Below are 23,443 nucleotides of genomic sequence, written 5' to 3'. Positions count from 1 at the left end.
GGATGGCGGAAAAAGTCAGCAAACCAAAAATTGGAATCTTTAGCGGGTCATTCAATCCGATTCATATCGGGCATCTCGCTTTAGCCAATTATCTTTGTGAGTACGAGGGATTGGACGAAATTTGGTTTATGGTCAGCCCGCAAAACCCTTTAAAAACGCAGGATGAGTTATGGAGTGACGAGCTCCGTCTTCAATTAGTCAGGTTATCTATCAGTGATTATCCTCGCTTTCAAGTCTCGGATTTCGAGTGTCATCTGCCACGCCCTTCTTACAGCGTACATACATTGGAGAAATTGCGCGAAGCGTATCCCGAACGTGAATTTCATTTTATCATCGGTTCGGATAATTGGGCACGCTTCGACCGTTGGTATCAGTCGGAGCGTATCATCAAGGAGAACCAAATCATCATTTACCCCCGTCCGGGCTTTCCCGTGAATAAAGAGGAATTGCCGGAAACGGTACGTCTCGTTCACTCCCCTGTGTTCGAAATCAGTTCTACATTTATCCGTGAGGCTTTGGACGCAGGAAAAGATATCCGATATTTTCTGCATCCGAAAGTTTGGGAAGCTATAAAAGGCTTGAGAAATACTTAAAGCACATATCCGACGGAATACAACGGGTAATTTGTCATCCAATCCTGCTCCCGATAATCGGACATAGAAAATCGAACACCATGTAGTGCTGTATTCTTTTCAATAAAAGAACGCAGGCTTTTTGACTGCAAATTCTCCTCAGCTTTTACTTCGACCGGAATAATCCGAATATCCTTTTGCAGAAGAAAATCCAATTCTCCCCTGGAAGTATCCGAAGACCAATAATATACATTCAATCCTTTTATAGACTTCAATTGCTGCAATACATATTGCTCGGTTATTGCTCCTTTATAATCAGTAAATAAGACATTACCCTCTAGTAAAGCCTGTGGCGGCAGTCCACTCATTGCCCCCATCAGTCCGGTATCCAGCAGAAACAATTTAAAAGCCGAAAAGTCTTCATAGGCGGACAAAGGAATCCCGCCTTTCTTCACCCGGTTTACCTTATAAATAAGTCCTGCATCCATCAACCACTCTATAGCCAGTTCAAAATCTTTAGCTCTTGCCCCTTCTTTCACCATTCTATAGATAAACTTACGATTCTCTTTCGCCAACTGCGCCGGCACCGAACGCCACACCATACGAATACGGGGTACTTCGACAATTGGCACGTGCTTGGAGAAGTCACGGTCATAAGAATCCAAAATATTTTGTTGCAACCGGCGTACTTCCGCATAGTCTTTATGCTCTATAAAAGCATTCACTACCTCGGGCATTCCACCTATAAAATAATATTGCTTTAGAAAATCAATGAACTTCGAGCGAAAAGCAGATATCAACTTCCAGTCTTGTTTTACAAGTAAGCGGGCAAAAGACTCCTGCCCCGCAGCTTCCAAAAACTCGGAAAAAGAAAGCGGATACAAATCTATAAAATCAACCTTTCCCACCGGAAAAGAGTCATTCTTGTGCATAGCAATACCCAGCAAAGAACCTGCCGCAACCACATGATATTGTGGCGCCTTCTCCTGAAAATATTTCAAAGCTGTCAGTCCGCGCGATGCCTCTTGAAGTTCATCAAAGATAATTAATGTATCAGTATCCACTACTACTCCGGTGACCAACTGTATAGCCATCAGAACACGTTCAATATCAAAATCCTTCTGAAAAACGTCCTTCATCACTTCGTTATCTTCGAAGTTGATATAAGCAAACTGTTTATACGAAGTTGCAGCAAATTCCTTCATCAGCCATGTTTTCCCCACCTGGCGTGCACCACGAATTATCAAAGGCTTCCTCGAAGCCTTTGATTTCCAATCATACAACTGCTGCATTGCGTCTCTTCTCATTCTTCTTTTCTTTTATTATCAACTACTTATGAGATACAAATATAAACAGCAAAGAGGAGACTTACAAAAAGTCGCACCAAAAAGTGCAGGATTTAACACAAAGTGGTACAGAAAAGTGTAGTAAACATGCAAAAAGTCGTGCAGAAAAGTGTGATATTCTACAGAAAGTGATGCAAGAAAGTGTACTTACTCCGTCAGCCGATGGAGCGTTATCATTACTATTTCTGCCGGAGCACCGATACGGATTGGCATTTGTGAGGTACCGATACCATTGGTGACAATCAAGGGAATCTTTGCCGAGTTATAAGCCAGTCCGGTCACGAAACGATTGCCGTAATGCGAGGGCAGTATCGGAGCAACTCCAAATATACGGACTTGTCCGCCATGTGTATGTCCCGCCAAGGCGAGGTCGGTGTTGGCTATCGAAACGTCTTCTATATAATCCGGTGTGTGCACGAGCAGGATCACGAAGTCTTTGGGAGAAAGTGCCAAAGACGGTGATACGCCATTGCGGGCAAGGTCGAAAGGGTTGCGCACTCCGGCGATGAGAATCTGCTGGCCGTCTCTGCGAAGCGTATCCACTTTATGTTCCAGCACACGCATTCCGTAATATTCCATCGTACGTACAATATCGTCGTGGCAACGTTCATAGTCGTTATTCCCCATCACTCCATAAGTTCCCATCGGTGTCTTTACGCGCGAAAGTGCGGCAAATAGAGGTTCTACGTATTCGCAGCCTTCCTGGTAATCACCGCCCATCAAGAGAACATCCGCCTTTTGAGCAATCAAGAGATTGACAAGGCTGTTCAAGCCTTGTTCTTTGAATAAGCTCTTATAGTGCAAGTCGGAAATGAAAGCGATGCGGAAACCCTCGAATGCTTCGGGAACGTCACGGTGAGTAAAGTCGTAGTTCACGACACGGTCTATGCCCGTATAGGCAGAAGAGAGTTTGACTGTCGAAGAGGTTATCTTTGTGCCACGAAGCACCCAGTCAGAGTGTTGGTCGTCGGCAAGGGTTTCTTGTTTCTTGGGTGTACGTTTCTTGTTTTTTGAGACGTCCAAGTCTTTGAGTTGCGAATGGTCGGGATTGAACATTTCGGCAATGGCGCCGGTAGTATCCGTTATATCCGTGGAAACGGAGTCGATGTTCAAAACTGGGCGTGGCAAGGTTGCTACCAGGTTCTTTTTCGATTTGCAAGAAACCAACAAAAGCAACGTCAACAGGATAAAAGGGTATATTGTTTTCTTCATTTTCTATTTATTTATCTCTTAATATTCTCTCTATTTTTCTCTTAGTTATTTTTCTATTGCTCTTAGTTTTCTCTGCATACTTTCTTAATCTTCTTTACATATTTCCTCAATCTTCTCCATATATTCTCTATAGTTTGAAGTTTTTTGGGGCGTAAAGATACGAAAAATCATGTATCTTTGTCCGTCAAAACTCTTTATAATATATAAAAGTATGGAAGCAGTAAAGCGTAACTCATTACAAGCATGGATATTAGCAGCACGTCCCAAGACACTCACAGGAGCCATTACACCAGTCTTGATAGGTACGGCACTCGCCACGATGGACGGACATTTTCATTGGTTGCCCGCACTTATCTGCTGCCTGTTTGCGAGTTTGATGCAGATTGCCGCCAATTTCATCAATGACCTTTTCGACTTTCTCAAAGGAACCGACCGTGAAGACCGCCTGGGCCCTGAACGCGCCTGCGCGCAAGGATGGATTTCTCCGCAAGCGATGAAAACAGGAATTATTGTGACCGTTGCCCTTGCCTGTCTTATCGGTTGCACATTGCTTTTCTTTGCCGGATGGGAGCTTATTATTGTCGGAGTACTTTGCGTATTATTCGCTTTCCTTTATACTACGGGGCCTTATCCCCTCTCCTACAATGGTTGGGGAGATATACTGGTCATTGTCTTTTTTGGATTCGTACCCGTGGGCGGAACTTATTATGTGCAAGCGTTGACATGGACGCCGGATGTCACCGTCGCTTCCCTTGTCTGCGGACTGCTTATCGACACTTTACTGGTAGTAAACAACTATCGGGATCGCGAAGCGGATGCACGGAGCGGAAAACGAACGGTTATTGTCCGTTTCGGTGAGAAGTTCGGACGCTATTTCTATCTGACACTAGGAATTGCGGCTTCTCTCCTCTGCCTGTTTTTCCTTTTTGAAGGACATATCTATGCCGCCCTTCTCCCGCAACTTTACCTGATTCCGCATTTCCTCACCTGGAGACGGATGGTAAATATATACAGTGGCAAAAAATTAAACAGCATATTAGGCGAGACTTCACGCAATATGCTGCTTATGGGTATTCTTTTATCTATCGGAATGGTTCTTTAAAAATGAAGAATGAAGAAAACTCTTCATTCATTCAATTTAAGAACTCTTCTTTATTTTCCGTACATCTTTTCGTAATATCCCTGATAATCGCCACTGGTAACTTCTTCCACCCAGGCTTGATTTTCCAAATACCATTCGATAGTCTTCACAATTCCAACTTCGAATTTCGTTTCCGGATACCAGCCTAAAGCATCTGTAATCTTCGTCGGGTCGATAGCGTAACGCTGGTCGTGTCCCAAACGGTCTTTGACAAAAGTAATCAGGTCTTCGTTAATCCAATCAATAGAAATCTCACCGTTGGCATCTTTCACTTTCTTCTTGAGAATCTTGCGATATTCGGGGTTCTCCGTCATCAGACGGTGAATGGTAGAGATAGTCAACTTCACAATTTCGAGATTTGTCTTCTCGTTGTGTCCACCTACGTTGTACACTTCACCTTCCTTACCTTCACGCACTACGACGTCAATCGCTTTGCAGTGGTCTTCCACATAAAGCCAGTCGCGCACGTTGCTGCCGTCACCGTAGACAGGCAGATGCTTTCCTTCGAGGATATTCTTGATTATCAACGGAATCAACTTCTCAGGAAAATGATACGGGCCATAGTTATTTGAACAGCGGGTAATCGTAACCGGCATCTTATACGTGTCATGATAAGCCATTACGAACATATCCGCGCTCGTTTTGGAAGCACTGTACGGGCTGTGAGGACAAAGCGGGGTAGCCTCGGTGAAATACCCTTCAGCTCCGAGCGAACCGTACACCTCATCGGTAGATACCTGATGATAGCGTACACCCTTTCTCCAGGTCGGGTAACCATGTTCGTCTTTACCCATCACCCATGCGCGACGTGCGCAATCCAACAAGTTCTGTGTCCCGAGAATATTCGTAATCAGGAACAGTTGCGGATTTTCGATACTGCGGTCTACATGACTTTCGGCAGCAAAATTCACCACATAGTCAAAACGATACTCAGCAAAAAGACCGTCCACCACATCGCGGCTGCAAATATCTCCCTTGATAAAAAAGCAGCGTTCGTTGTCGATGTCTTTGGCAATCGTCCCCAAGTTACCCGCATACGTCAGAGCGTCCAGTATCACGACTTTGACGTCGCTATACTTGCCCAAGATGTACTTAATGTAATTCGCGCCGATAAAACCTGCGGCACCGGTCACTAGATAAGTTTTCATATGTTATTTATTATGTTGATTTTAGGATTGTTTCGCCAATTCGATAAGGTATTTTCCATACTCGGTCTTTTCGAGCCGCTGTCCCAACAGAAGCAACTGTTCCGTAGGAATCCATCCCTGACGCCAGGCTATTTCTTCGATACAACTCACGTAGAAACCCTGACGGTTCTGAATGGTAGCGACAAAATTGGAAGCTTCCAGCAGACTGTCGCAATTTCCCGTATCCAGCCAAGCGAATCCGCGTCCGAACAGCTCCACTTTCAACGTACCTTCTTCCAGATAAAGGCGGTTCAAATCCGTTATTTCATATTCTCCACGTGCCGAAGGGCGGAGAGCCGCCGCTTTTTCCGTCACACTGGCATCATAAAAGTAGAGTCCAGGCACGGCATAATTGCTTTTAGGCACTTCCGGCTTTTCTTCCAAAGAAATCACATTTCCCTGTTCGTCGAACTCCACGACACCATAAGCGCGCGGGTCTTTCACGTAATAACCGAAGATACAAGCCCCTTTCTCCGTACTGGCAGCCCGACGAAGCATAGCGGAAAATCCCTGTCCGTAGAACATATTATCACCCAGAATCAAGCATCCCGCTTCACCGTCCAGAAAGTCGGCCCCCAGGACGAAAGCCTGTGCCAGTCCGTTGGGCTGTTCCTGAATCTTATAAGAGAAGGACATTCCCAACTCTTCACCCGTTCCCAGCAAGTCGCGAAACATCGGCAAGTCACGCGGAGTCGAGATTATCAACACCTCACGTATTCCCGCCAACATCAACGTAGACAATGGATAATAAATCATCGGTTTGTCATACACAGGCATAATCTGTTTGGAAATCGCTTTAGAAAGCGGATAAAGACGGGTGGCACTTCCCCCGGCGAGAATAATTCCTTTCATGTTCGTCTGAGTTAAATCATTAACTGCGTGCAAAGGTCGGAAAGAAATCTGAAATGACAAAAATAATGAGCCAATATTTCAATATGCCGACCTGCCTATTTACTGTCTTGTCGTTTAATCGGACAGCATCACATTGGTGAATTAACACATTATTTATCCGCCAGTTCGACAACTTCCAGGTCACTGAACGCCCCTTGGTCGATTACAAACCGCACCAACGTCCGCACCTTATGAAAGCCGGACATCCCTGCCGCCCCCGGATTGATATGCAACATGTCGAGCGTCTTGTCATACTTCACCTTTAATATATGCGAATGTCCGCTGATAAAAAGTTTTGGCGGACGCGCCATGAGACTGCCGATTATCGAAGGGTCATACTTCCCCGGATAACCGCCGATATGCTTTATCAGCACCTCCGCGCCATCCACCGTAAAACGGTTCACCTGTGGAAACAGTTTCCTGATTTCCTGCCCGTCTATATTTCCATAGACCGCCCTGAACGTCCGGAACGCCGCCAACTTCTCCGCAACTTCCACTGAACCAATGTCTCCAGCATGCCAAATCTCGTCGCACGGCTCGAAATATTCCAGATATTTCTCGTCCCAGTAAGCGTGAGTATCTGATAATAATCCAATTCTTGTCATAAAATTCTTTGTTTAATCCCACAAAGATACTATATTTGGAAAAATCTTAAAGCACATGGAAAGCAAATATAATTATTTTAAGCGAGATATCAGTTGGCTATCATTCAACTACCGCGTATTGATGGAGGCTTTGGACGAGCATCTCCCGCTCTACGAGCGCATTAATTTCATTTCCATCTACTCTTCCAACCTCGAAGAATTTTACAAAATCCGTGTGGCCGACCATAAGGCGGTCGCTTCGGGAGCCACGGAAAGCGACGAAGAAACCGTACAATCCGCCCGCGAACTCGTAGAAGAAATCAACCGGGAAGTCAATCGGCAACTGGACGACCGTGTGCTTATCTACGAGCAAAAGATACTGCCCGCCCTGCGCAAAAACCATATCATATTCTATCAGGACAGACACGTAGAACCGTTCCATCAGAAATTTATCAAAGACTTCTTCAAAGAAGAAATCTTCCCCTACCTGCAACCGGTACCCGTATCCAAAGATAAAATCGTCTCCTTCCTCCGAGACAACCGGCTTTATCTTGCCATTCGTGTCTATCTGAAAAACGATACCGACAAGGCAGACACCCCAAAAGAAAACGCCCAACGCATCCCCTACTACTTCGTCATGAAGCAACCGTACGCCAAAGTCCCCCGCTTCATCGAACTCCCGTCTCACGAGAAGAACCACTACCTGATGTTCACCGAAGACATCATCAAGGCAAACCTCAACCTCATCTTCCCCGGCTACGACATCGACTCGAGCTACTGCATCAAAATCTCCCGCGATGCCGACATCCTGATTGACGACACCGCCAGCAGTGCCGACCTCGTAGCCCAACTGAAGAAAAAAGTTAAGAAACGCAAGATAGGCGACGTATGCCGTTTTGTCTACGACCGTGCCATGCCGCAAGACTTCCTTGACTTCCTCGTAGATGCCTTCCACATCCACCGTGACGAACTCGTCCCCGGCGACAAGCACCTGAACCTGGAAGACCTGCGCCATCTCCCCAACCCGAACAAATCCCTGCACACGGTTGAGAAACCGAAACCGATGAAGCTCACCATCCTTGACGAAAAGGAATCCATCTTCAACTATGTCGCCCAAAAGGATTTGCTCTTATATTACCCTTACCACTCTTTCGAGCACTTCATCCACTTTCTCTACGAAGCCGTTCACAACCCGGAAACCCGTGAAATCATGGTGACGCAATACCGCGTAGCCGAAAATTCCGCCGTCATCAACACCCTGATAGCCGCCGCCCAAAACGGCAAGAAAGTCACCGTATTCGTAGAACTGAAAGCCCGTTTCGACGAAGAGAACAACCTCGCCACCGCCGAAATGATGCAAGCCGCCGGCATCAAAATAATATACAGCATCCCCGGCCTGAAAGTCCACGCCAAGGTAGCCCTCATCCGCCGCCGCGGCCTGAACGGCGAAAAGCTCCCTAGCTACGCCTACATCAGTACCGGCAACTTCAACGAGAAGACCGCCACCCTCTACGCCGACTGCGGACTCTTCACCTGCCGCAAGGAGATAGTGAACGACCTCTACAACCTCTTCCGCACCCTCCAAGGCAAGGAAAGCCCGAAATTCACCACCCTCCTCGTCGCCCGCTTCAACCTCATTCCCGAGTTGAACCGCCTCATCGACCGTGAAATCTCCCTTGCCGACGAAGGCAAGCAAGGCCGTATCATCCTCAAAATGAACGCTCTCCAAGACCCCACCATGATAGACCGCCTTTACGAAGCATCCGAACACGGCGTACAAATCGACCTCATCGTCCGTGGCATCTGCTGTCTCATCCCCGGCCAGTCATACAGTCGCAACATCCGTGTCACCCGTATTGTAGACAGTTTCCTCGAGCACGCCCGCATCTGGTACTTCGGCAACAACGGCAACCCCAAAGTCTTCATGGGCTCGCCCGACTGGATGCGTCGTAACCTCTACCGCCGCATCGAAGCCATCACGCCCATCCTCGCCCCCGACCTGCGCGACAGCCTGATTGAAATGCTCAATATCCAACTCGCCGATAACCAAAAAGCCTGCTGGGTGGACGACCGCCTCCAAAACGTATTCAAAAAGAGAACACCCGGCACCCCCACCGTCCGGGCGCAATACAGTTTCTATGACTGGTTAAATAAAAAATGAGAGTGCTTCGAGCACCCTCATTTTCTTCCATACATATATTAGTATTTCCTTAAAAACAAATCCGAATGTGTACCAGTATTAGTGAACAATAAAGCGAGAGCCGCATCATCACTCCATAAAAAAATATCATTTCTCACGGAATACTTCTTCAAACTCTTTTACATCAACTATTTTACAACGTTCTATGCGTTTTAGAACCAATAAGTCCTTGTCGCCCGTTACTAAATAGTGTGCTTTAGCCACGTGTGCCAAATTCAATAAATAATCATCTTCTATATCCCGACAAAGTTTTATATTTTCCGTCGGAGTAAAAAAAGAGCAACGTAAACGTAAGAACTCCAATAAAGACTCAACTTCCTCTAACGGAAAATAACGGGTAAATTTAGGTCGTTGGGTTACTTCAAGCAATTCTTCTAACAATTCCGAACATAACACGAGCTCTATTCTCTCGTCAGACAACAATGTCACAAGTTTTCCCAACCGTCGTCCAATCAAAAAACTAATCCAGCAATTCGTATCAACGATTACCCGTTTCTTTCTTACGACGCTCATATCTTTCTTTTCTAACCTGTTTGACTTCAGCTAATATATCATCCTCAGTTATTTCATCCGTACGGAAAGTATCCAGAAAATGTTTCAATTCCGCCCTTGTTGCCTGTTGGGTAAGTGTCCGTCCTAATTTCAACTTAGAACGTGGCGGAAGTTGTTGAACCAGATTCAATATCTGATTATAACTCAAATTTAACATCGCATCCATATGCTATCCTCCTTTTCTTTTTTACAAAGATACACTTTTCCATCATCCAAACAAACAGAACGGAATAAATACTTTCCCCACCTATCCCACCATATAATCCCTTCCGCAACAAGCCCCACCCGAATGGTCTCCCGGCCTACTTTTTCCTCCGTCAAGCGAGTGCCCGTAACGAAGCGTTAAGAAGGGCAGACTGTTTGAGCGTAGCGAGTTTCTGCCCTTTAGCGTAGTGCAGGAAGCGAGTAGGAGAAAAAAGTAAGCCTTGAACTTTTCTTTGGTTCTTTCTTTTCTTTCAAGAGAAAAGAAAGAACACTCCCCATTGTAACACAAATGTAACACATATGACACCTCCCTGCAACCTGAAATTCCGTCCTTTGTCCCCGAATAAAGTAACATACACACATATATTATTTATGGAGACAATTTATTTATGCATTATCATCTTCCTCTTCGTTCTTGCCGTGTTCGACCTCATCGTCGGCGTGAGCAATGACGCAGTCAACTTCCTGAACTCCGCGGTGGGCGCCAAAGCAGCCTCGTTCAAAACCATCCTGTTCATAGCCGGCATCGGCATTTTCATTGGCGCCGCCTTGTCCAACGGAATGATGGACATCGCCCGTCACGGTATCTACCAACCCGAGCACTTCTACTTTGCCGAAATCATGTGCATCCTGCTCGCCGTCATGCTGACCGACGTAGTGCTGCTCGATGTATTCAACTCCATGGGCATGCCCACCTCTACCACCGTCTCCCTCGTCTTCGAGCTTCTAGGCGGAACATTCGCCCTCTCCCTCATCAAAGTACACAACAGCGACACCCTCGGCTTGGGCGACCTCATCAATACCGACAAAGCCCTCTCCGTCATCATGGCCATCTTCGTGTCCGTAGCCATCGCCTTCTTCTTCGGAATGCTCGTTCAGTGGATAGCCCGCGTCATCTTCACCTTTAACTATAAGAAAAAGATGAAATACAGCATCGCCCTCTTCGGCGGTATCGCTGCTACATCCATCATCTACTTCATGCTCATCAAAGGACTGAAAGACAGCTCCTTCATGACTCCCGACAACAAACTCTGGATACAAGAAAACACCTGGCTTCTCATTGCCACGTTCTTCGTATTCTTCACCATACTGATGCAAGTGCTCCACTGGCTCAAAGTCAACGTCTTCAAAGTCGTCGTCCTCATGGGCACGTTCGCCCTTGCCCTCGCCTTCGCCGGCAATGACCTCGTCAACTTCATCGGTGTACCCCTCGCAGGCTTCTCCTCCTTCATGGACTATACCGCCAACGGGGCAGGCAACGCCAACGGCTTCCTGATGACCTCACTGCTAGGCCCCGCCAAAACCCCGTGGTACTTCCTCATCGGCGCCGGTGCCGTCATGGTCTACGCCCTCTGCACCTCCAAGAAAGCCCACGCCGTCATCAAGACATCCGTCGACCTCTCCCGCCAGGATGAAGGCGAAGAAACCTTCGGAAGCACCCCGATAGCCCGCACCGTAGTGCGCATCAGCATGACAATGGCCAACAGTATCTCCCGCATCATGTCTTCAGGCACAAAAGAATGGTTCAACTCCCGCTTCCGCAAAGACGAAGCCATCATCGCTGACGGAGCCGCCTTCGACCTTGTCCGCGCATCGGTCAACCTCGTACTGGCAGGTCTGCTCATCGCCCTCGGAACTTCACTGAAACTTCCCCTCTCCACTACCTACGTCACCTTCATGGTAGCCATGGGTACCTCGCTTGCCGACCGTGCCTGGGGACGCGACTCCGCCGTCTACCGCATCACCGGCGTACTTAGTGTCATCGGTGGCTGGTTCATCACCGCCGGAGCAGCCTTCACCATCTGTTTCTTCGTCGCCCTCGTGCTCCACTACGGTGGCAACATCTCCATTATCGCCCTTATCGCCCTCGCCGTATTCATCCTGATACGCAGCCAAGTGATGTACAAGAAACGCAAAGCGAAAGCCCAAGGCAACGAAACCCTGAAACAACTTATGCAGACCTCCAACTCCGAAGAAGCCCTCCAACTGATGCGCAAGCACACCCGCGAAGAGCTCGCCAAAGTACTGGAATACGCAGAAACGAACTTCGAACTCACCGTCACCTCCTTCCTGCACGAGAACCTCCGCGGACTGCGCCGTGCCATGGGTTCCACGAAGTTCGAGAAGCAACTTATCAAACAGATGAAGCGCGCAGGAACCGTAGCCATGTGCCGTCTTGACAACAACACCGTACTCGATAAAGGACTCTATTACTACCAAGGCAATGACTTCGCCAGCGAACTGGTGTACAGCATCTCCCGTCTCTGCGAACCGTGTCTGGAACATATCGACAACAACTTCAACCCCTTGGACGCTATTCAGAAAGGCGAATTCAGCGATGCCACCGAAGACATCACCTACCTGATACAGCAATGCCGCAAGAAGTTGGAAAACAACGAATACAACAATCTGGAAGAAGAAATCCGCCGTGCCAACGACCTCAACGGTCAACTCTCCCTATTGAAACGCAAGGAACTCCAACGTATCCAGAGCCAACCGGGAAGCATCCGCGTGAGCATGGTCTATCTGACAATGGTTCAGGAAGCGCAGAACGTAGTGACTTACACCATCAACCTGATGAAAGTAAGCCGCAAGTTCCAGATGGAAAATGAAATGCCATAGAGCCCACCGGCTATATCCTGAACAGACAGATACTAAAAAAAGTCATGAGGTTGTGTCAAAACGTTGGCACAACCTCTTTTATATTTTACAGTTCTGCTATATTTTCTTTTGGCTATGCTGCTTTTTCCTCATGCATTTGGCAACAAGTTGCTATATTCCAATTATATCGGGTTATAAATAGTCCCATAAACATATATTTGGCAACTGTAATGAGCCCCTTTCCTTCTTTTATCAGTTTAGCACACATTTTTTTGATATTAAAGGCTATAGCAAAGAAAGCAAAGTCCATTGTAACCTTGTCTTCTCCCACATGCCGGAATCTTCTGTATGCCATGTTGTATTTCATTTGTCCAAACACAGCCTCTGGTTCTATACACCTCCTGCCTCTATGCTTGATACCTTCTTCTGAGAGCAACCTTTCCCGTGCCTGCCGTTTGTATTGATTTAATCGGTGGTTGACTTCTATAATACGGTTCCCCCGAGCTTTAAAACAACTGCCACGCAAAGGGCAACCTTCGCATCTTTTTGCTTTATACCGGGCACTTTCGATGATGTATCCGCTCGCTGTCTTGTCACGTTTGGTTCCTATACGGTTCATGTGCTGTCCCATAGGACAAACGTAATAATCCTCTTGGGCATTGTAATGGAGACTTTCGGCATGGAACGGGTTGGGAGTATAACGAGGACGCTGTTCTTTATGGAAGTAATTGTACTTGATGAAGGCTTCTATCCCATTCTCCTGCATGAACCGGTAATTTTCTTCCGAACCGTAACCGGAGTCTGCCACACAGATATTCGGTAAACGGTTATAGCGGTACTGGAAAGAGTGGAAAAAAGGTATGAGGGTCAGTGTATCGGTAGGGTTGGGAAACAGACGGAAGTCTGTGATGAATTGGTTTTCAGTACCTATTTGCAGATTATATCCGGGTTTGGTCTGCCCGTTCTTCATGGCATCTTCTTTCATGCGCATGAATGTGGCACCAGGATCGGTTTTGGAATAGGAGTTACGTTCTCCAAGGGTATCAAGGTGATTGTTGTATTCTATCAGCTTGTCACGATACCCTTCAAGTTCCATGACCTGCTTCTTCTTTTTGCGCAGGGCTTTCTTTTCTTCCTTATCCTTTGTTGCAGGCTGGCGTTCCAGGGCTTCTTTAAGTTCATCCACTATGTCAGAGAGCCTGCAGGGAGTAAACTCCACGGATGTGTCTTTTATAGAGTTCTCCTGTGCAATGGCTTGATCCACCTGCTCCAAGAGAATACGGATTTTATCCATTAGTATCGTACGGTTCCGTTCGACTGTCTTGCGCCAGACAAAAGTATATTTGTTGGCTTTGGATTCAATCTTGGTGCCGTCGATATACTCTACATCAAGGCTGATGAAACCTTTATCGGCAAGGACAAGAACCAACTGGGTAAATACATTATTTATTTCCTCCTTTACACGGTTACGAAAACGGTTGATCGTGATAAAATCCGGATGCTCATTACCGGCAAGCCAAATATAATGAATGTCACGAAGGAGGTGCTTCTCTATTTTACGGCAAGAATAGATATTATTCATGTAGGCGTAGATTATCACCTTAAGCATCATTTTAGGATGATAAGGACAACGGCCCGTTTCCTTATAAAGCTTCTTGAAACTCTCAAGATTGAGATTGTCAATAACAGCATTCACGATGCGGACTGGGTCGGTCGCAGCTATGTTTTCATCAATTCTTTGTGGAAAAAGAACGGTTTGGTTGGGAATGTAAGGACGAAAATGTAACTTTGCCATAACGAAAAACTTTATACCTAAAGATACGAAAACTTTGGGTAATAACAAAGCCCGGGCTTGAGAAAGTCTGGGCTTTGCGCATAAAAAAAGGCTGTGTCAGCGTTTTGACACAACCTCATGACCCAAAAACAAAAGAACATAATGTACGCTACATGAAGTAATATTTACTCCCCCCTCTTGTTTTTCGCCAATTTATTTCGTATCTTTAGTGTTTCCTGTCTTTTCCAAACAACCAGTCATTCTGCATAGTGACAAATAGCACCTTATAAAGTGACATTTATCACCTTATAAGATGACAATAGTCACATTGCAAGGTGACAACTTCCCGACTACATAAAAGATTATAGTTTACTGCACTGAAAATTCTTGTTCACTGCACTGAAAACGCTTAAACATAATTATGGGATTGTAGTACAGAAACAGATGAAACCATGTATCAGAATTACCTAAGTCTCCTACATCATTTACCTGAACGTAGTACTTGTCAGCATCAAGTCTTCTACATATTGTTTCATAGTCAAGTAGGTGTTTTCCTCCTCAAGAAAAGCAATATTTTGCCCTTAGCCATTCCAACCAACCGGGTAGAATCTCAGCACCCGTCCACAAAAAGTAAAAAGGAGACAAGACCACTCATATCACAAGAGCATGAAGTACCAGTTTCAGTAATAGAAAACAAGATGGAATGTTAAATTGCGGAATACGAAACAGAAAAGCTGATTAACAATAAGATAGAGAAAATGTGAAAGAAGAATAGAGAGAAAAAAGGCTAATAAGTCTTAGAAGAACTTGGTACATTGTTGATTGTAAACTTACCGTCAATATCAGTGATAGTACCAAGGGAAGTGCCATTCACCAATACTGAAGCACCTACGACAGGTTGCCCATCTTCTTCAGAGGTTACCAAACCGGTAACTCCAGACGTTTGCGCTGTCATCAGACCTATACCTATAAAAAGGAAGGTCATAAAGAACATCAATTTTCTTTTCATAAATTCTCTCTTAAATTTAACCTATAAACAGATTTTTTGTCTCTAACAGGTTGCAAAGATAACACAAATTATAGAAAACCGAAAAAAGCGTTACACTTTTAACTAAAAACTATCATACTATAAGCACTAGAATACCTTAAAACGAGAGTTTAAAACAAAACATTTCTGATTTAGCAACTTTTAAAACATCATCACTAGCAGAAAGAAAGTGTTAAAAACGGAGATTTTCAAAACAAAAACATTATAAATCCACTCATTCGGCTAACATTTCGTCATTTTTCACCTATAAATATACGAAAGGACTATTAACGATAGTGAAAGCGGAAAGCCCGTCTACCAAGTTCTTCTAAGACTTTGCGCGTTTCCTATGTAGGAATGGTTTCGCAAGACGTGGCTATCAAGCCCGGAGTTATCAAAGTAGTATTAAAAAGTGATGCCAAGGCCTTGGATGAGGTGGTAGTCACGGCAATGGGTATCTCACGCGAAAAGAAAGCGCTGGGGTATGCTGTTCAAGACGTGAAGTCCGACGCCCTGACACGCGCGGCGAACACCGACCTTGCCGGAGCTTTGCAAGGTAAAGTATCGGGTGTGGACATCGCTCCGTCTTCCGGTATGCCGGGCGCATCGTCCAAAATTACTATCCGCGGTTCGCGCTCGTTCACAGGCGACAATACACCGCTCTACGTTATCGACGGCATGCCTATCGCTTCGGCAGCCGATGTGTCTACTACGGACTACGCCAACGGCGGTGCTTACGGTACCGACTACGCGAACCGTTCGGTGGACATCGACCCCAACGACATCGAAAGCATCAACATCCTGAAAGGTCAGGCAGCGTCCGCCCTGTACGGTATGCGTGCTTCGAACGGTGTGATTCTTATCACCACCAAGAGCGGTAAAGGCGTTGCCAAAGGCAAGCCGGTGATTAACTTCCGCAGCAATGTCTCTTTCGACGTGGTATCTACGTTGCCCGAACTGCAAAAGGAATTTGCGCAAGGTAGCGGCGGCGAGTACTCTCCGTACTCAGGACACAGTTGGGGCCCGAAAATCTCGGAACTCGCCAACGACCCCGTTTACGGCGGCAACACGGTCAACGACTACACACAAAGCCTCGGCAAGCATCAGGGACAATACTACGTTCCCCAACGCGCCGAAGCCGGACTTGACCCGTGGGCTACCCCGAAGGCTTACAACAACATGAAAGACTTCTTCGAAACAGGTGTCACGTGGAGCAACAACATCAACGTTTCCCAGAATATGGAGAAGGGCAGCTACTCTTTCTCCTTGGGTAACACGCATCAGGAAGGCATCATCCCCACCACAGGTATGGACAGATACAACGCCAAGCTGTCTGCCGAAGTGCAGCTCAGCCCCAACTGGTCGACCGGTTTCAACGGTAACTTCGTGACTTCCAAAATCAAGAAGCAGTCTACCGCCAACTCCGGCGTGACGGCTACCATCTACAACGCTCCCGTGAGCTACAACATGAAAGGCATCCCCTCGCACATCGAAGGCGACCCTTACACGCAGAACACTTATCGCCAGGCATGGATTGACGACGCTTACTGGGCGGTAGACAACAACGTATTCACCGAACGTTCACAACGTTTTTTCGGAAACGCGTTCGTGAAGTTCACCACCAAATTCGGTACGGACAACCATAAGTTGGACGTTAAATACCAAATCGGTGACGACGCCTACACGAGCAATTACAGCGAAATCTACGGATACGGCAGCACGATGGCTGACTACGGCGAGGACATCGAATACTCCTACACCATCAACGAACTGAACTCACTGCTCACTGCTTCTTACCGTTGGGACATCACGCAGGACTGGGTACTGGACGCCTTAATCGGTAATGAGCTTGTAGAGAAGAAGACGCAGCACAACTACTCGTACGGCGCGAACTTCAACTTCCCCGGCTGGAACAATCTGAACAACGCATCGAGCTATCTGAGCGACAAGTCGTACAAGAAGAAACGTACCGTAGGTAACTTCGCCAATCTCTCCATCGCCTGGAAGAACATGGTTTACCTGAACGGAACCATCCGTAACGATGTTGTTTCGAACATGCCGCGCGGCAACCGTTCGTTCACGTATCCGTCCGTGTCACTGGGCTTTGTGTTCACCGAACTGGAACCGTTGAAAAACAACATCCTCACCTTCGGTAAGCTACGTGCTTCGTATGCCGAAGTAGGTATGGCGGGCGACTACATGGAAAGTTACTACTACACCCCGACTTACGGCGGCGGATTCTTCAACGGCACGCCGATTACGTATCCGCTCAACGGTACGATGGCGTATATACCTTATTATAAGGTGTACGACCCCAACCTGAAACCGCAGAACACGAAATCTTACGAAATCGGTGCCGACCTGACGTTCTTCAACGGCTTGTTCACCCTGAACTATACCTATTCTCGCCAGAACGTGAAAGACCAGATATTTGAAGTGCCCTTGGGCGGTTCTACGGGTTATGACAGTATGATTATGAACGGTGGTAAGATTCACACCAACGCTCACGAAATCACGCTGGGCGTATCGCCGGTGAACAACCGCAACTTCAAGCTCGACTTCGCTTTCAACTTCTCGAAGATTGACAACTACGTGGACGAACTGGCTCCGGGCGTGGAAAGCATCTATCTGGGTGGTTTCGTCACTCCACAGGTGCGTGCCGGTATCGGTGAGAAATTCCCCGTCGTATATGGCAGCACGTACAAGCGCAACAGTGCCGGACAAATCGTAGTAGACGCCAACGGACTTCCGCAAGTGGGCGAGGATGATGTTATCGGCCGCGTTTCTCCGGATTTCCGTCTGGGATTCAATACGAATATCGAACTGTACAAATTCCGTATCTCTGCCGTTTTCGACTGGAAGCAGGGCGGACAGATGTACTGCGGTACGGCAGGCGAAATGAACTTCTACGGTGTCACCAAAGAGACGGCTGACAAGCGTAACGGCGGCAGTTTCGTAGTCCCCAACTCCGTGAAGGAAACGGGTACGGACGCGAAAGGCAACCCGACGTATGCAACCAACGACATCGCTGTGACCGACGCGCAATCTTACTATACGCGTCTGCGCTCCATCAACGAGTCTTACATCTACAACTCGTCATTCATCAAGCTGCGTGAACTCTCGGTGAGCTATCCGGTGTACAACAGCAAATGGCTGAACGTAGACGTGAACGTGTTTGCACGTAACCTCATCGTATGGTCTGAACTCAAAGGATTCGACCCCGAAGCATCGCAAGGTAACGACAACATGGGTGGAGCTTTCGAGCGTTTCTCCCTGCCGGGAACTGCCAGCTACGGTTTTGGTGTAAATGTGAAATTCTAATTAGCTAAACGAAAGAAATTATGAAAAGATACAATAAAATAACAGGTGTGCTGGCGGTTGCCGCGCTGTCTCTGTTCTCCGCTTGTTCAGAGGACGCCATGGACAGAATCAACAAGGACAACGACCACACCACTAGCGTTGCCGCAAGATTTATCCTGGCAGACGTAATCACTTCCACCGCTTTCTCCAACTCCAGCGGTGACCTCAACACGTATGCTTCGGCTTACGTGGAATATGAAGTAGGCGTTGACAACCAGCTTTTTTACGCCGAAATGCGTGAAAGCGAACCTTCTGCTTCGTCCACCTATAATAATGTATGGAACGGTATCTACTCTACGCTAAAAAACGCACGAATCATCGTGAAGCAGTGCGGCGAAGGCGGAAGAGACCACGGAAATTACCTCACCCAAGGCATGGGCGAAGTGATGGCTGCCTACAACTGCGCTCTGCTGACGGATTTCTTCGGAGACGCCCCTTGCAGTCAGGCTGCGCTGGTAGATGAATACGGTTCGCCGGTCTACCTGACTCCGAAAATGGATACCCAGCAGGAGATTTATACGCAAATCATGGCGTATCTGGACGATGCTATCGTGAATCTTCAGAAGGATGACTTGGCGGACGTATCCGGTCAGGACTTCCTCTACGACGGGGATGCAGCGAAGTGGCTGAAATTCGCTTACGGTCTGAAAGCGCGTTATACGATGCGACTTATCCACCGTTCGAGCAACAAGACCGCTGATTTGGAAAAGGTGCTCGAATACGTCAGCAAGTCTTTCACTTCGGCCGACGAGCAGGCTGCGTTCAGCCTTTACGACGCAACGAACATCAATCCGTTCTACGGATTTTATACTGCCCGTGCCGCTCTCGGAGCCAGTCAGAGTTTGTGCAACAAGCTGATTGCCAATAACGACCCGCGCGCAGGACGTGCTTTCTTCACTCCGGTTGCCAACCAGAAACGTACACAAGTGGCTGCCAACGACGCTGCCTTAGTGCCTGCACCCAACGGTTCGCCCGACCAGAGTACTTCCAAATACGGAATTTCCGCGTTTATGTACGCCAAGACTGCGCCTACACTACTGTTGAGCTATCACGAACTGTTGTTCTTGAAAGCAGAAGCACTGGCTCGTTTGGGACGTGACGCGGAAGCGGCTCTGAAAGACGCGGTAGTTGCCGGATTGCTCAATGCTGAAAACAGTATTTCTATCTCTATCAAGGAGTTGGGAACTGCATTGAACACGAATGGCTCTGCACCGTTTGACGCAACCAACGCCGAAGCATATTTCGACAATGTAGTGAAAGCGAGATATACTGCCAATCCGTTGCAGGAAACAATGATTCAGAAGTATTTTGCCCTGTGGGGAACTTCGGGCGAAGCTACGGAAACGTACAACGATATCCGTCGTATGAAGGGTATGAACGAGAATTTCATTACGCTGTCCAACCCTCTCAACGCGACTAAATTCCCGCTGCGCTACTCTTACGGCAACAGTGACACCACTGCCAACCCGGAAGTGAAGGCTGCCTACGGCAACGGTGACTATGTATATAGCGAACCTGTCTGGTGGGCTGGCGGAAGCCGATAACCGTACTTTACATCTCTCAAAGGAGAGACTTTACATTGCGTCGTTTCTGACTCTAACAAATTAACAGAAGCGAACAAAAATAGGCCAACCGTGAGGTTCGCCTATTTTACTTTTTATATACCGCGTATCGCAATTCATCCTTATTTATGCGCCGGCATTTATTTCTTAAATTCAGAAGACAAACAGACCGGGAAAGTGGAAATCCGGCATACGTTGTGATACCATTTTTCTACTGACAGATACCATTTCTATCTGCTTACCCTATTTATTTTTTTTAAATATCCATTCTACCATTGCAAGTCGGGCAGGTATTTACTCAGTGTAGTGCGGAGAATTCCCAAAGTAATCGGCTTCACCAGCACTTCCGTCGCCCCCGCGTTCATCGCGTTCTCCTTATCGGAGCTGAAAGCATAGGCTGTCTGCATGATAATGGGAATTTCTGTATTGGACTCACGGATTATTTTCGTTGCTTCCAGTCCGTTCATCACGGGCATCTTGATATCCATCAGCATAGCTTTGACTTTTTCGTGGTGCTGCTTGAACAACTGCACCATTTCTTCTCCGTTTCTAGCCCATTCAATATCACATTTTTTACCTATGATAGCCTTTATTAATTTGAAGTTGCTGTCATCATCCTCAGCCACCAGAATCAGTGGACGGAATTCATTAGTTTGTACGCCTTCCATATTGTTTTACTATTGTTATTTTATCTGTTTTTAAAGGTTGCATTCCTTTTCAGCCCGCAAGTTATAAAAAAGATTCATATATTTCGCTATCTTTGCGCTTCAATTTAAAAGAATAGTATGATTTCTGTTGACGGATTGGCCGTAGAATTTGGCGGCACTACTTTATTTAGTGACATTTCCTTCGTAATTAATGAGAAAGACCGCATCGCCCTGATGGGCAAGAACGGGGCTGGTAAAAGTACACTGCTGAAGATTCTGGCGGGTGCGCGGCAGCCTACCCGCGGCAGGGTTTCGGCTCCCAAAGATTGCGTGGTGGCGTATCTACCGCAGCACTTGATGACGGAAGACGGACGGACGGTGTTTGAAGAAACGGCACAGGCGTTCGCTCATCTGCACGAAATGGAGGCGCAAATCGAGAGGTTGAACAAGGAATTGGAGACGCGGACGGATTACGAGAGCGACAGTTATATGGCACTGATTGAGGAAGTGTCGACATTGAGTGAGAAGTTTTATTCGATTGATGCCACGAATTATGAGGAGGATGTGGAAAAGGCTTTGCTCGGACTGGGGTTCAAGCGGGCTGATTTCCAGCGTCAGACGAGTGATTTCAGCGGTGGATGGCGGATGCGTATCGAGCTGGCGAAGTTGCTGTTGCAGAAACCGGACGTGTTGTTGCTCGATGAGCCGACGAATCACTTGGATATCGAATCTATCCAGTGGTTGGAAGATTTTCTGATCAATAATGGTAAGGCGGTGATTGTGATTAGTCACGACCGCAAGTTTGTGGATAATATCACGACGCGTACCATCGAAGTGACGATGGGGCGCATCTATGACTATAAAGTAAATTACTCCCAATATCTGCAACTGCGCAAGGAACGCCGGGTGCAGCAACAGAAGGCGTATGACGAGCAGCAGAAGTTTATCGCCGAGACGACGGAGTTCATCGAACGTTTCAAGGGTACGTACTCGAAGACGTTGCAGGTGCAGAGCCGCGTGAAGATGTTGGAGAAACTGGAATTGCTCGAAGTGGACGAGGAGGATACTTCGGCATTGCGGTTGAAGTTCCCGCCTTCGCCACGGTCGGGCAGTTATCCGGTGATAATGGAGAATGTCGGCAAGACATATGGTGAGAAGACAGTGTTCCGTAACGCGAATCTGACGATTGAGCGCGGGGATAAGGTGGCTTTTGTAGGCAAGAACGGTGAGGGTAAGTCTACGCTCGTGAAGTGTATCATGCGGGAAATAGAGCATGAGGGTACGCTGACACTGGGACATAATGTGCAGATCGGGTATTTCGCGCAGAATCAGGCTTCGCTGATGGATGAGAATCTGACGGTATTTCAGACGATTGATGATGTGGCGAAGGGAGAGATTCGGAACAAGATTCGGGATTTGCTGGGTGCTTTCATGTTTGGCGGGCCGGAAGAGTCGATGAAGAAGGTGAAAGTGTTGTCCGGTGGCGAGCGCACGCGGTTGGCGATGATTAAGTTGCTGTTGGAGCCGGTTAATCTGCTGATTCTCGATGAGCCGACGAATCATCTCGACATGAAGACGAAGGATATTCTGAAACAGGCGCTGCTCGATTTTGACGGCACGCTGATTGTCGTTTCGCACGACCGTGACTTCCTTGACGGACTGGTGACGAAGGTGTATGAGTTTGGCAATCAGAAGGTGACGGAGCACCTTTGCGGCATCTACGAGTTCCTCGAAAAGAAGAAAATGGATTCGCTGCAAGAGTTGGAAAAGAAATAATATTTTTTAGACAGAAGAACATAAGAACAAAAATTAAAACAGTAGTTAAATAAACAGCAGGAATAATTTTCTAAGCGCAACTCTTATGTTCTTTTGTTCTTATGTCTGAACTTATCAACTTTGAACACCCTAATAAATAATAAAAAGAGGGTGATGGCTAGAAGAGGAAAGAAAAGTATTTGTATATTTGTGCACATTAATATAGCAGGACTTGGAAAGCAACCGAATTACTGGAACGCTTGCAGGAAAAGGAAAAAGAACCACTAAAAAAATAATTTCTCTAAAAGAAAGGATGAAAGGGAAGAAACGAATTATAGTAACTCTGCTGTTTTTTATCAACATTATCATGTTGGTGGCGGCAGTTATTCCCCATCATCACCACCCCAACGGAATGATTTGCATGAAACAGGACTTGCCGGTCGAACAGCAGTGTCCCATGCATAATCACCATCACCACCAAAACCATCAGCCCGGAAGCGATTCCTGCTGCAACAGCGAATGCCTGACAAGGTTTCAATCGCCTATCCCATCCATACACACTGACAGCGGCCCGGATTACGTATTCATCGCTACCCTGTTTACGGATGTAATCATAGAACATTTACTGCGACCGCAAGAGAGACGGGTCAAGAACTACTACGTCTACCGAGACTCTCTGCATGGTACGGATACTCCCCGTGCCACTTCCCTTCGCGCCCCTCCCTACTCTGTTTTTGCGTAAAAACGTGAATGCAAATCTGTTGCATCCGCGTTACTTTATCTTTGTAGCGTAAATCAAAAACAGTAAAATTTAGTAGGAAAATATCA

Annotated in this window: 17 protein-coding genes and 1 pseudogene; 8 read left to right on the top strand and 10 right to left on the bottom strand. The window is 46.9% G+C overall.

Translation table 11 applies throughout. From position 1 onward, the window contains the following. Nucleotides 1-2 precede the first annotated feature (2 nt). Nucleotides 3-593, top strand: a complete 591-nt coding sequence (gene nadD, locus BQ7997_RS05940; RefSeq protein WP_073344480.1) for a nicotinate (nicotinamide) nucleotide adenylyltransferase — start codon at nt 3-5, stop codon at nt 591-593. On the opposite strand, the gene BQ7997_RS05935 is transcribed toward nadD, so the two are convergent. Both BQ7997_RS05935 and BQ7997_RS05930 read right to left on the bottom strand, forming a co-directional pair. Beyond that, nucleotides 590-1,879: an ATP-binding protein gene (locus tag BQ7997_RS05935; protein ID WP_073344478.1), complete on the bottom strand. Its 1,290-nt coding sequence runs from the start codon at nt 1,877-1,879 to the stop codon at nt 590-592. The two genes, nadD and BQ7997_RS05935, sit on opposite strands and share 4 nt — an antisense overlap. A gap of 186 nt (nt 1,880-2,065) precedes the next feature. Continuing rightward, entirely contained in the window at nt 2,066-3,130 is a 1,065-nt protein-coding gene (locus BQ7997_RS05930) for a metallophosphoesterase (protein ID WP_073344475.1), read from the bottom strand. Nucleotides 3,131-3,341: 211 nt separating this feature from the next. Here BQ7997_RS05930 and BQ7997_RS05925 point away from each other — a divergent pair, with 211 nt between their 5' ends. Further along, a complete protein-coding gene (locus BQ7997_RS05925) occupies nt 3,342-4,232 on the top strand; it encodes a 1,4-dihydroxy-2-naphthoate polyprenyltransferase (protein WP_073344834.1) in 891 nt (296 codons plus the stop codon). A gap of 50 nt (nt 4,233-4,282) precedes the next feature. On the opposite strand, the gene rfbB is transcribed toward BQ7997_RS05925, so the two are convergent. The 3 genes from rfbB to BQ7997_RS05910 form a co-directional block, all read right to left on the bottom strand. Next, a complete protein-coding gene (gene rfbB / locus BQ7997_RS05920) occupies nt 4,283-5,419 on the bottom strand; it encodes a dTDP-glucose 4,6-dehydratase (RefSeq protein WP_044654110.1) in 1,137 nt (378 codons plus the stop codon). A 21-nt stretch (nt 5,420-5,440) separates the two neighbouring features. Next, nucleotides 5,441-6,310, bottom strand: a complete 870-nt coding sequence (gene rfbA, locus BQ7997_RS05915; protein ID WP_073344472.1) for a glucose-1-phosphate thymidylyltransferase RfbA — start codon at nt 6,308-6,310, stop codon at nt 5,441-5,443. Between the two features lie 149 nt (nt 6,311-6,459). Further along, a complete protein-coding gene (locus tag BQ7997_RS05910; RefSeq protein ID WP_044654112.1) occupies nt 6,460-6,954 on the bottom strand; it encodes a metallophosphoesterase family protein in 495 nt (164 codons plus the stop codon). A 55-nt stretch (nt 6,955-7,009) separates the two neighbouring features. Between BQ7997_RS05910 and BQ7997_RS05905 the strand changes: the two genes are divergently transcribed. Then, the gene (locus BQ7997_RS05905) at nt 7,010-9,094 is read left to right on the top strand and encodes an RNA degradosome polyphosphate kinase (protein WP_073344470.1); all 2,085 of its coding nucleotides are present in this window, start codon (nt 7,010-7,012) and stop codon (nt 9,092-9,094) included. Nucleotides 9,095-9,220: 126 nt separating this feature from the next. Here the strand turns inward: BQ7997_RS05905 and BQ7997_RS05900 are convergent, their stop codons facing one another. After that, nucleotides 9,221-9,646, bottom strand: coding sequence for a putative toxin-antitoxin system toxin component, PIN family (locus BQ7997_RS05900; RefSeq protein ID WP_073344455.1), 426 nt, complete (start codon nt 9,644-9,646; stop codon nt 9,221-9,223). Continuing rightward, a complete protein-coding gene (locus BQ7997_RS05895) occupies nt 9,612-9,851 on the bottom strand; it encodes a hypothetical protein (RefSeq protein WP_073344453.1) in 240 nt (79 codons plus the stop codon). Before BQ7997_RS05895 ends, BQ7997_RS05900 begins: the two co-directional genes overlap by 35 nt. Before the next feature lie 410 nt (nt 9,852-10,261). On the opposite strand from BQ7997_RS05895, the gene BQ7997_RS05885 reads away from it, so the two are divergent. Beyond that, nucleotides 10,262-12,511, top strand: a complete 2,250-nt coding sequence (locus tag BQ7997_RS05885) for an inorganic phosphate transporter (protein WP_073344450.1) — start codon at nt 10,262-10,264, stop codon at nt 12,509-12,511. 112 nt (nt 12,512-12,623) lie between these two features. On the opposite strand, the gene BQ7997_RS05880 is transcribed toward BQ7997_RS05885, so the two are convergent. After that, nucleotides 12,624-14,285 carry an IS1182-like element ISBf3 family transposase gene (locus BQ7997_RS05880; RefSeq protein WP_073344447.1) on the bottom strand — a complete coding sequence of 554 codons (1,662 nt, stop codon included), beginning with the start codon at nt 14,283-14,285 and terminating at the stop codon, nt 12,624-12,626. 766 nt (nt 14,286-15,051) lie between these two features. After that, the gene (locus BQ7997_RS05875) at nt 15,052-15,273 is read right to left on the bottom strand and encodes a carboxypeptidase-like regulatory domain-containing protein (RefSeq protein ID WP_022139361.1); all 222 of its coding nucleotides are present in this window, start codon (nt 15,271-15,273) and stop codon (nt 15,052-15,054) included. 333 nt (nt 15,274-15,606) lie between these two features. On the opposite strand from BQ7997_RS05875, the pseudogene BQ7997_RS05870 reads away from it, so the two are divergent. Together BQ7997_RS05870 and BQ7997_RS05865 are read left to right on the top strand one after the other, a co-directional pair. Continuing rightward, nucleotides 15,607-18,612, top strand: a pseudogene (locus BQ7997_RS05870) (SusC/RagA family TonB-linked outer membrane protein); the annotation flags it as partial. A 20-nt stretch (nt 18,613-18,632) separates the two neighbouring features. Continuing rightward, nucleotides 18,633-20,195 carry a SusD/RagB family nutrient-binding outer membrane lipoprotein gene (locus BQ7997_RS05865; RefSeq protein ID WP_022139359.1) on the top strand — a complete coding sequence of 521 codons (1,563 nt, stop codon included), beginning with the start codon at nt 18,633-18,635 and terminating at the stop codon, nt 20,193-20,195. 287 nt (nt 20,196-20,482) lie between these two features. Here BQ7997_RS05865 and BQ7997_RS05860 read toward each other — a convergent pair whose 3' ends face one another. After that, nucleotides 20,483-20,881 carry a response regulator gene (locus BQ7997_RS05860; RefSeq protein ID WP_022139358.1) on the bottom strand — a complete coding sequence of 133 codons (399 nt, stop codon included), beginning with the start codon at nt 20,879-20,881 and terminating at the stop codon, nt 20,483-20,485. Between the two features lie 117 nt (nt 20,882-20,998). On the opposite strand from BQ7997_RS05860, the gene BQ7997_RS05855 reads away from it, so the two are divergent. Continuing rightward, nucleotides 20,999-22,636 carry an ABC-F family ATP-binding cassette domain-containing protein gene (locus BQ7997_RS05855; RefSeq protein ID WP_073344443.1) on the top strand — a complete coding sequence of 546 codons (1,638 nt, stop codon included), beginning with the start codon at nt 20,999-21,001 and terminating at the stop codon, nt 22,634-22,636. A 292-nt stretch (nt 22,637-22,928) separates the two neighbouring features. Beyond that, complete coding sequence (locus tag BQ7997_RS05850) at nt 22,929-23,357, top strand: DUF6769 family protein (protein WP_022139356.1); 429 nt, start codon at nt 22,929-22,931, stop codon at nt 23,355-23,357. The last annotated feature ends 86 nt before the right edge of the window (nt 23,358-23,443 follow it).

It is taken from the genome of Bacteroides congonensis (assembly GCF_900130125.1).
Classification (GTDB): Bacteria; Bacteroidota; Bacteroidia; order Bacteroidales; family Bacteroidaceae; genus Bacteroides; species Bacteroides congonensis.
The sequence above is the reverse complement of the archived record's forward strand: the minus strand, read 5'-3'. Positions and strand labels throughout refer to the sequence as shown.

Excerpts from the sequence above, each read along its gene's own strand:
- nadD (WP_073344480.1), top strand. The coding sequence starts at position 3 with ATGGCGGAAAAAGTCAGCAAACCAAAAATTGGAATCTTTAGCGGGTCA.
- BQ7997_RS05935 (WP_073344478.1), bottom strand. The coding sequence starts at position 1,879 with ATGAGAAGAGACGCAATGCAGCAGTTGTATGATTGGAAATCAAAGGCT.
- BQ7997_RS05930 (WP_073344475.1), bottom strand. The coding sequence starts at position 3,130 with ATGAAGAAAACAATATACCCTTTTATCCTGTTGACGTTGCTTTTGTTG.
- BQ7997_RS05925 (WP_073344834.1), top strand. The coding sequence starts at position 3,342 with ATGGAAGCAGTAAAGCGTAACTCATTACAAGCATGGATATTAGCAGCA.
- rfbB (WP_044654110.1), bottom strand. The coding sequence starts at position 5,419 with ATGAAAACTTATCTAGTGACCGGTGCCGCAGGTTTTATCGGCGCGAAT.
- rfbA (WP_073344472.1), bottom strand. The coding sequence starts at position 6,310 with ATGAAAGGAATTATTCTCGCCGGGGGAAGTGCCACCCGTCTTTATCCG.
- BQ7997_RS05910 (WP_044654112.1), bottom strand. The coding sequence starts at position 6,954 with ATGACAAGAATTGGATTATTATCAGATACTCACGCTTACTGGGACGAG.
- BQ7997_RS05905 (WP_073344470.1), top strand. The coding sequence starts at position 7,010 with ATGGAAAGCAAATATAATTATTTTAAGCGAGATATCAGTTGGCTATCA.
- BQ7997_RS05900 (WP_073344455.1), bottom strand. The coding sequence starts at position 9,646 with ATGAGCGTCGTAAGAAAGAAACGGGTAATCGTTGATACGAATTGCTGG.
- BQ7997_RS05895 (WP_073344453.1), bottom strand. The coding sequence starts at position 9,851 with ATGGATGCGATGTTAAATTTGAGTTATAATCAGATATTGAATCTGGTT.
- BQ7997_RS05885 (WP_073344450.1), top strand. The coding sequence starts at position 10,262 with ATGGAGACAATTTATTTATGCATTATCATCTTCCTCTTCGTTCTTGCC.
- BQ7997_RS05880 (WP_073344447.1), bottom strand. The coding sequence starts at position 14,285 with ATGGCAAAGTTACATTTTCGTCCTTACATTCCCAACCAAACCGTTCTT.
- BQ7997_RS05875 (WP_022139361.1), bottom strand. The coding sequence starts at position 15,273 with ATGAAAAGAAAATTGATGTTCTTTATGACCTTCCTTTTTATAGGTATA.
- BQ7997_RS05865 (WP_022139359.1), top strand. The coding sequence starts at position 18,633 with ATGAAAAGATACAATAAAATAACAGGTGTGCTGGCGGTTGCCGCGCTG.
- BQ7997_RS05860 (WP_022139358.1), bottom strand. The coding sequence starts at position 20,881 with ATGGAAGGCGTACAAACTAATGAATTCCGTCCACTGATTCTGGTGGCT.
- BQ7997_RS05855 (WP_073344443.1), top strand. The coding sequence starts at position 20,999 with ATGATTTCTGTTGACGGATTGGCCGTAGAATTTGGCGGCACTACTTTA.
- BQ7997_RS05850 (WP_022139356.1), top strand. The coding sequence starts at position 22,929 with ATGAAAGGGAAGAAACGAATTATAGTAACTCTGCTGTTTTTTATCAAC.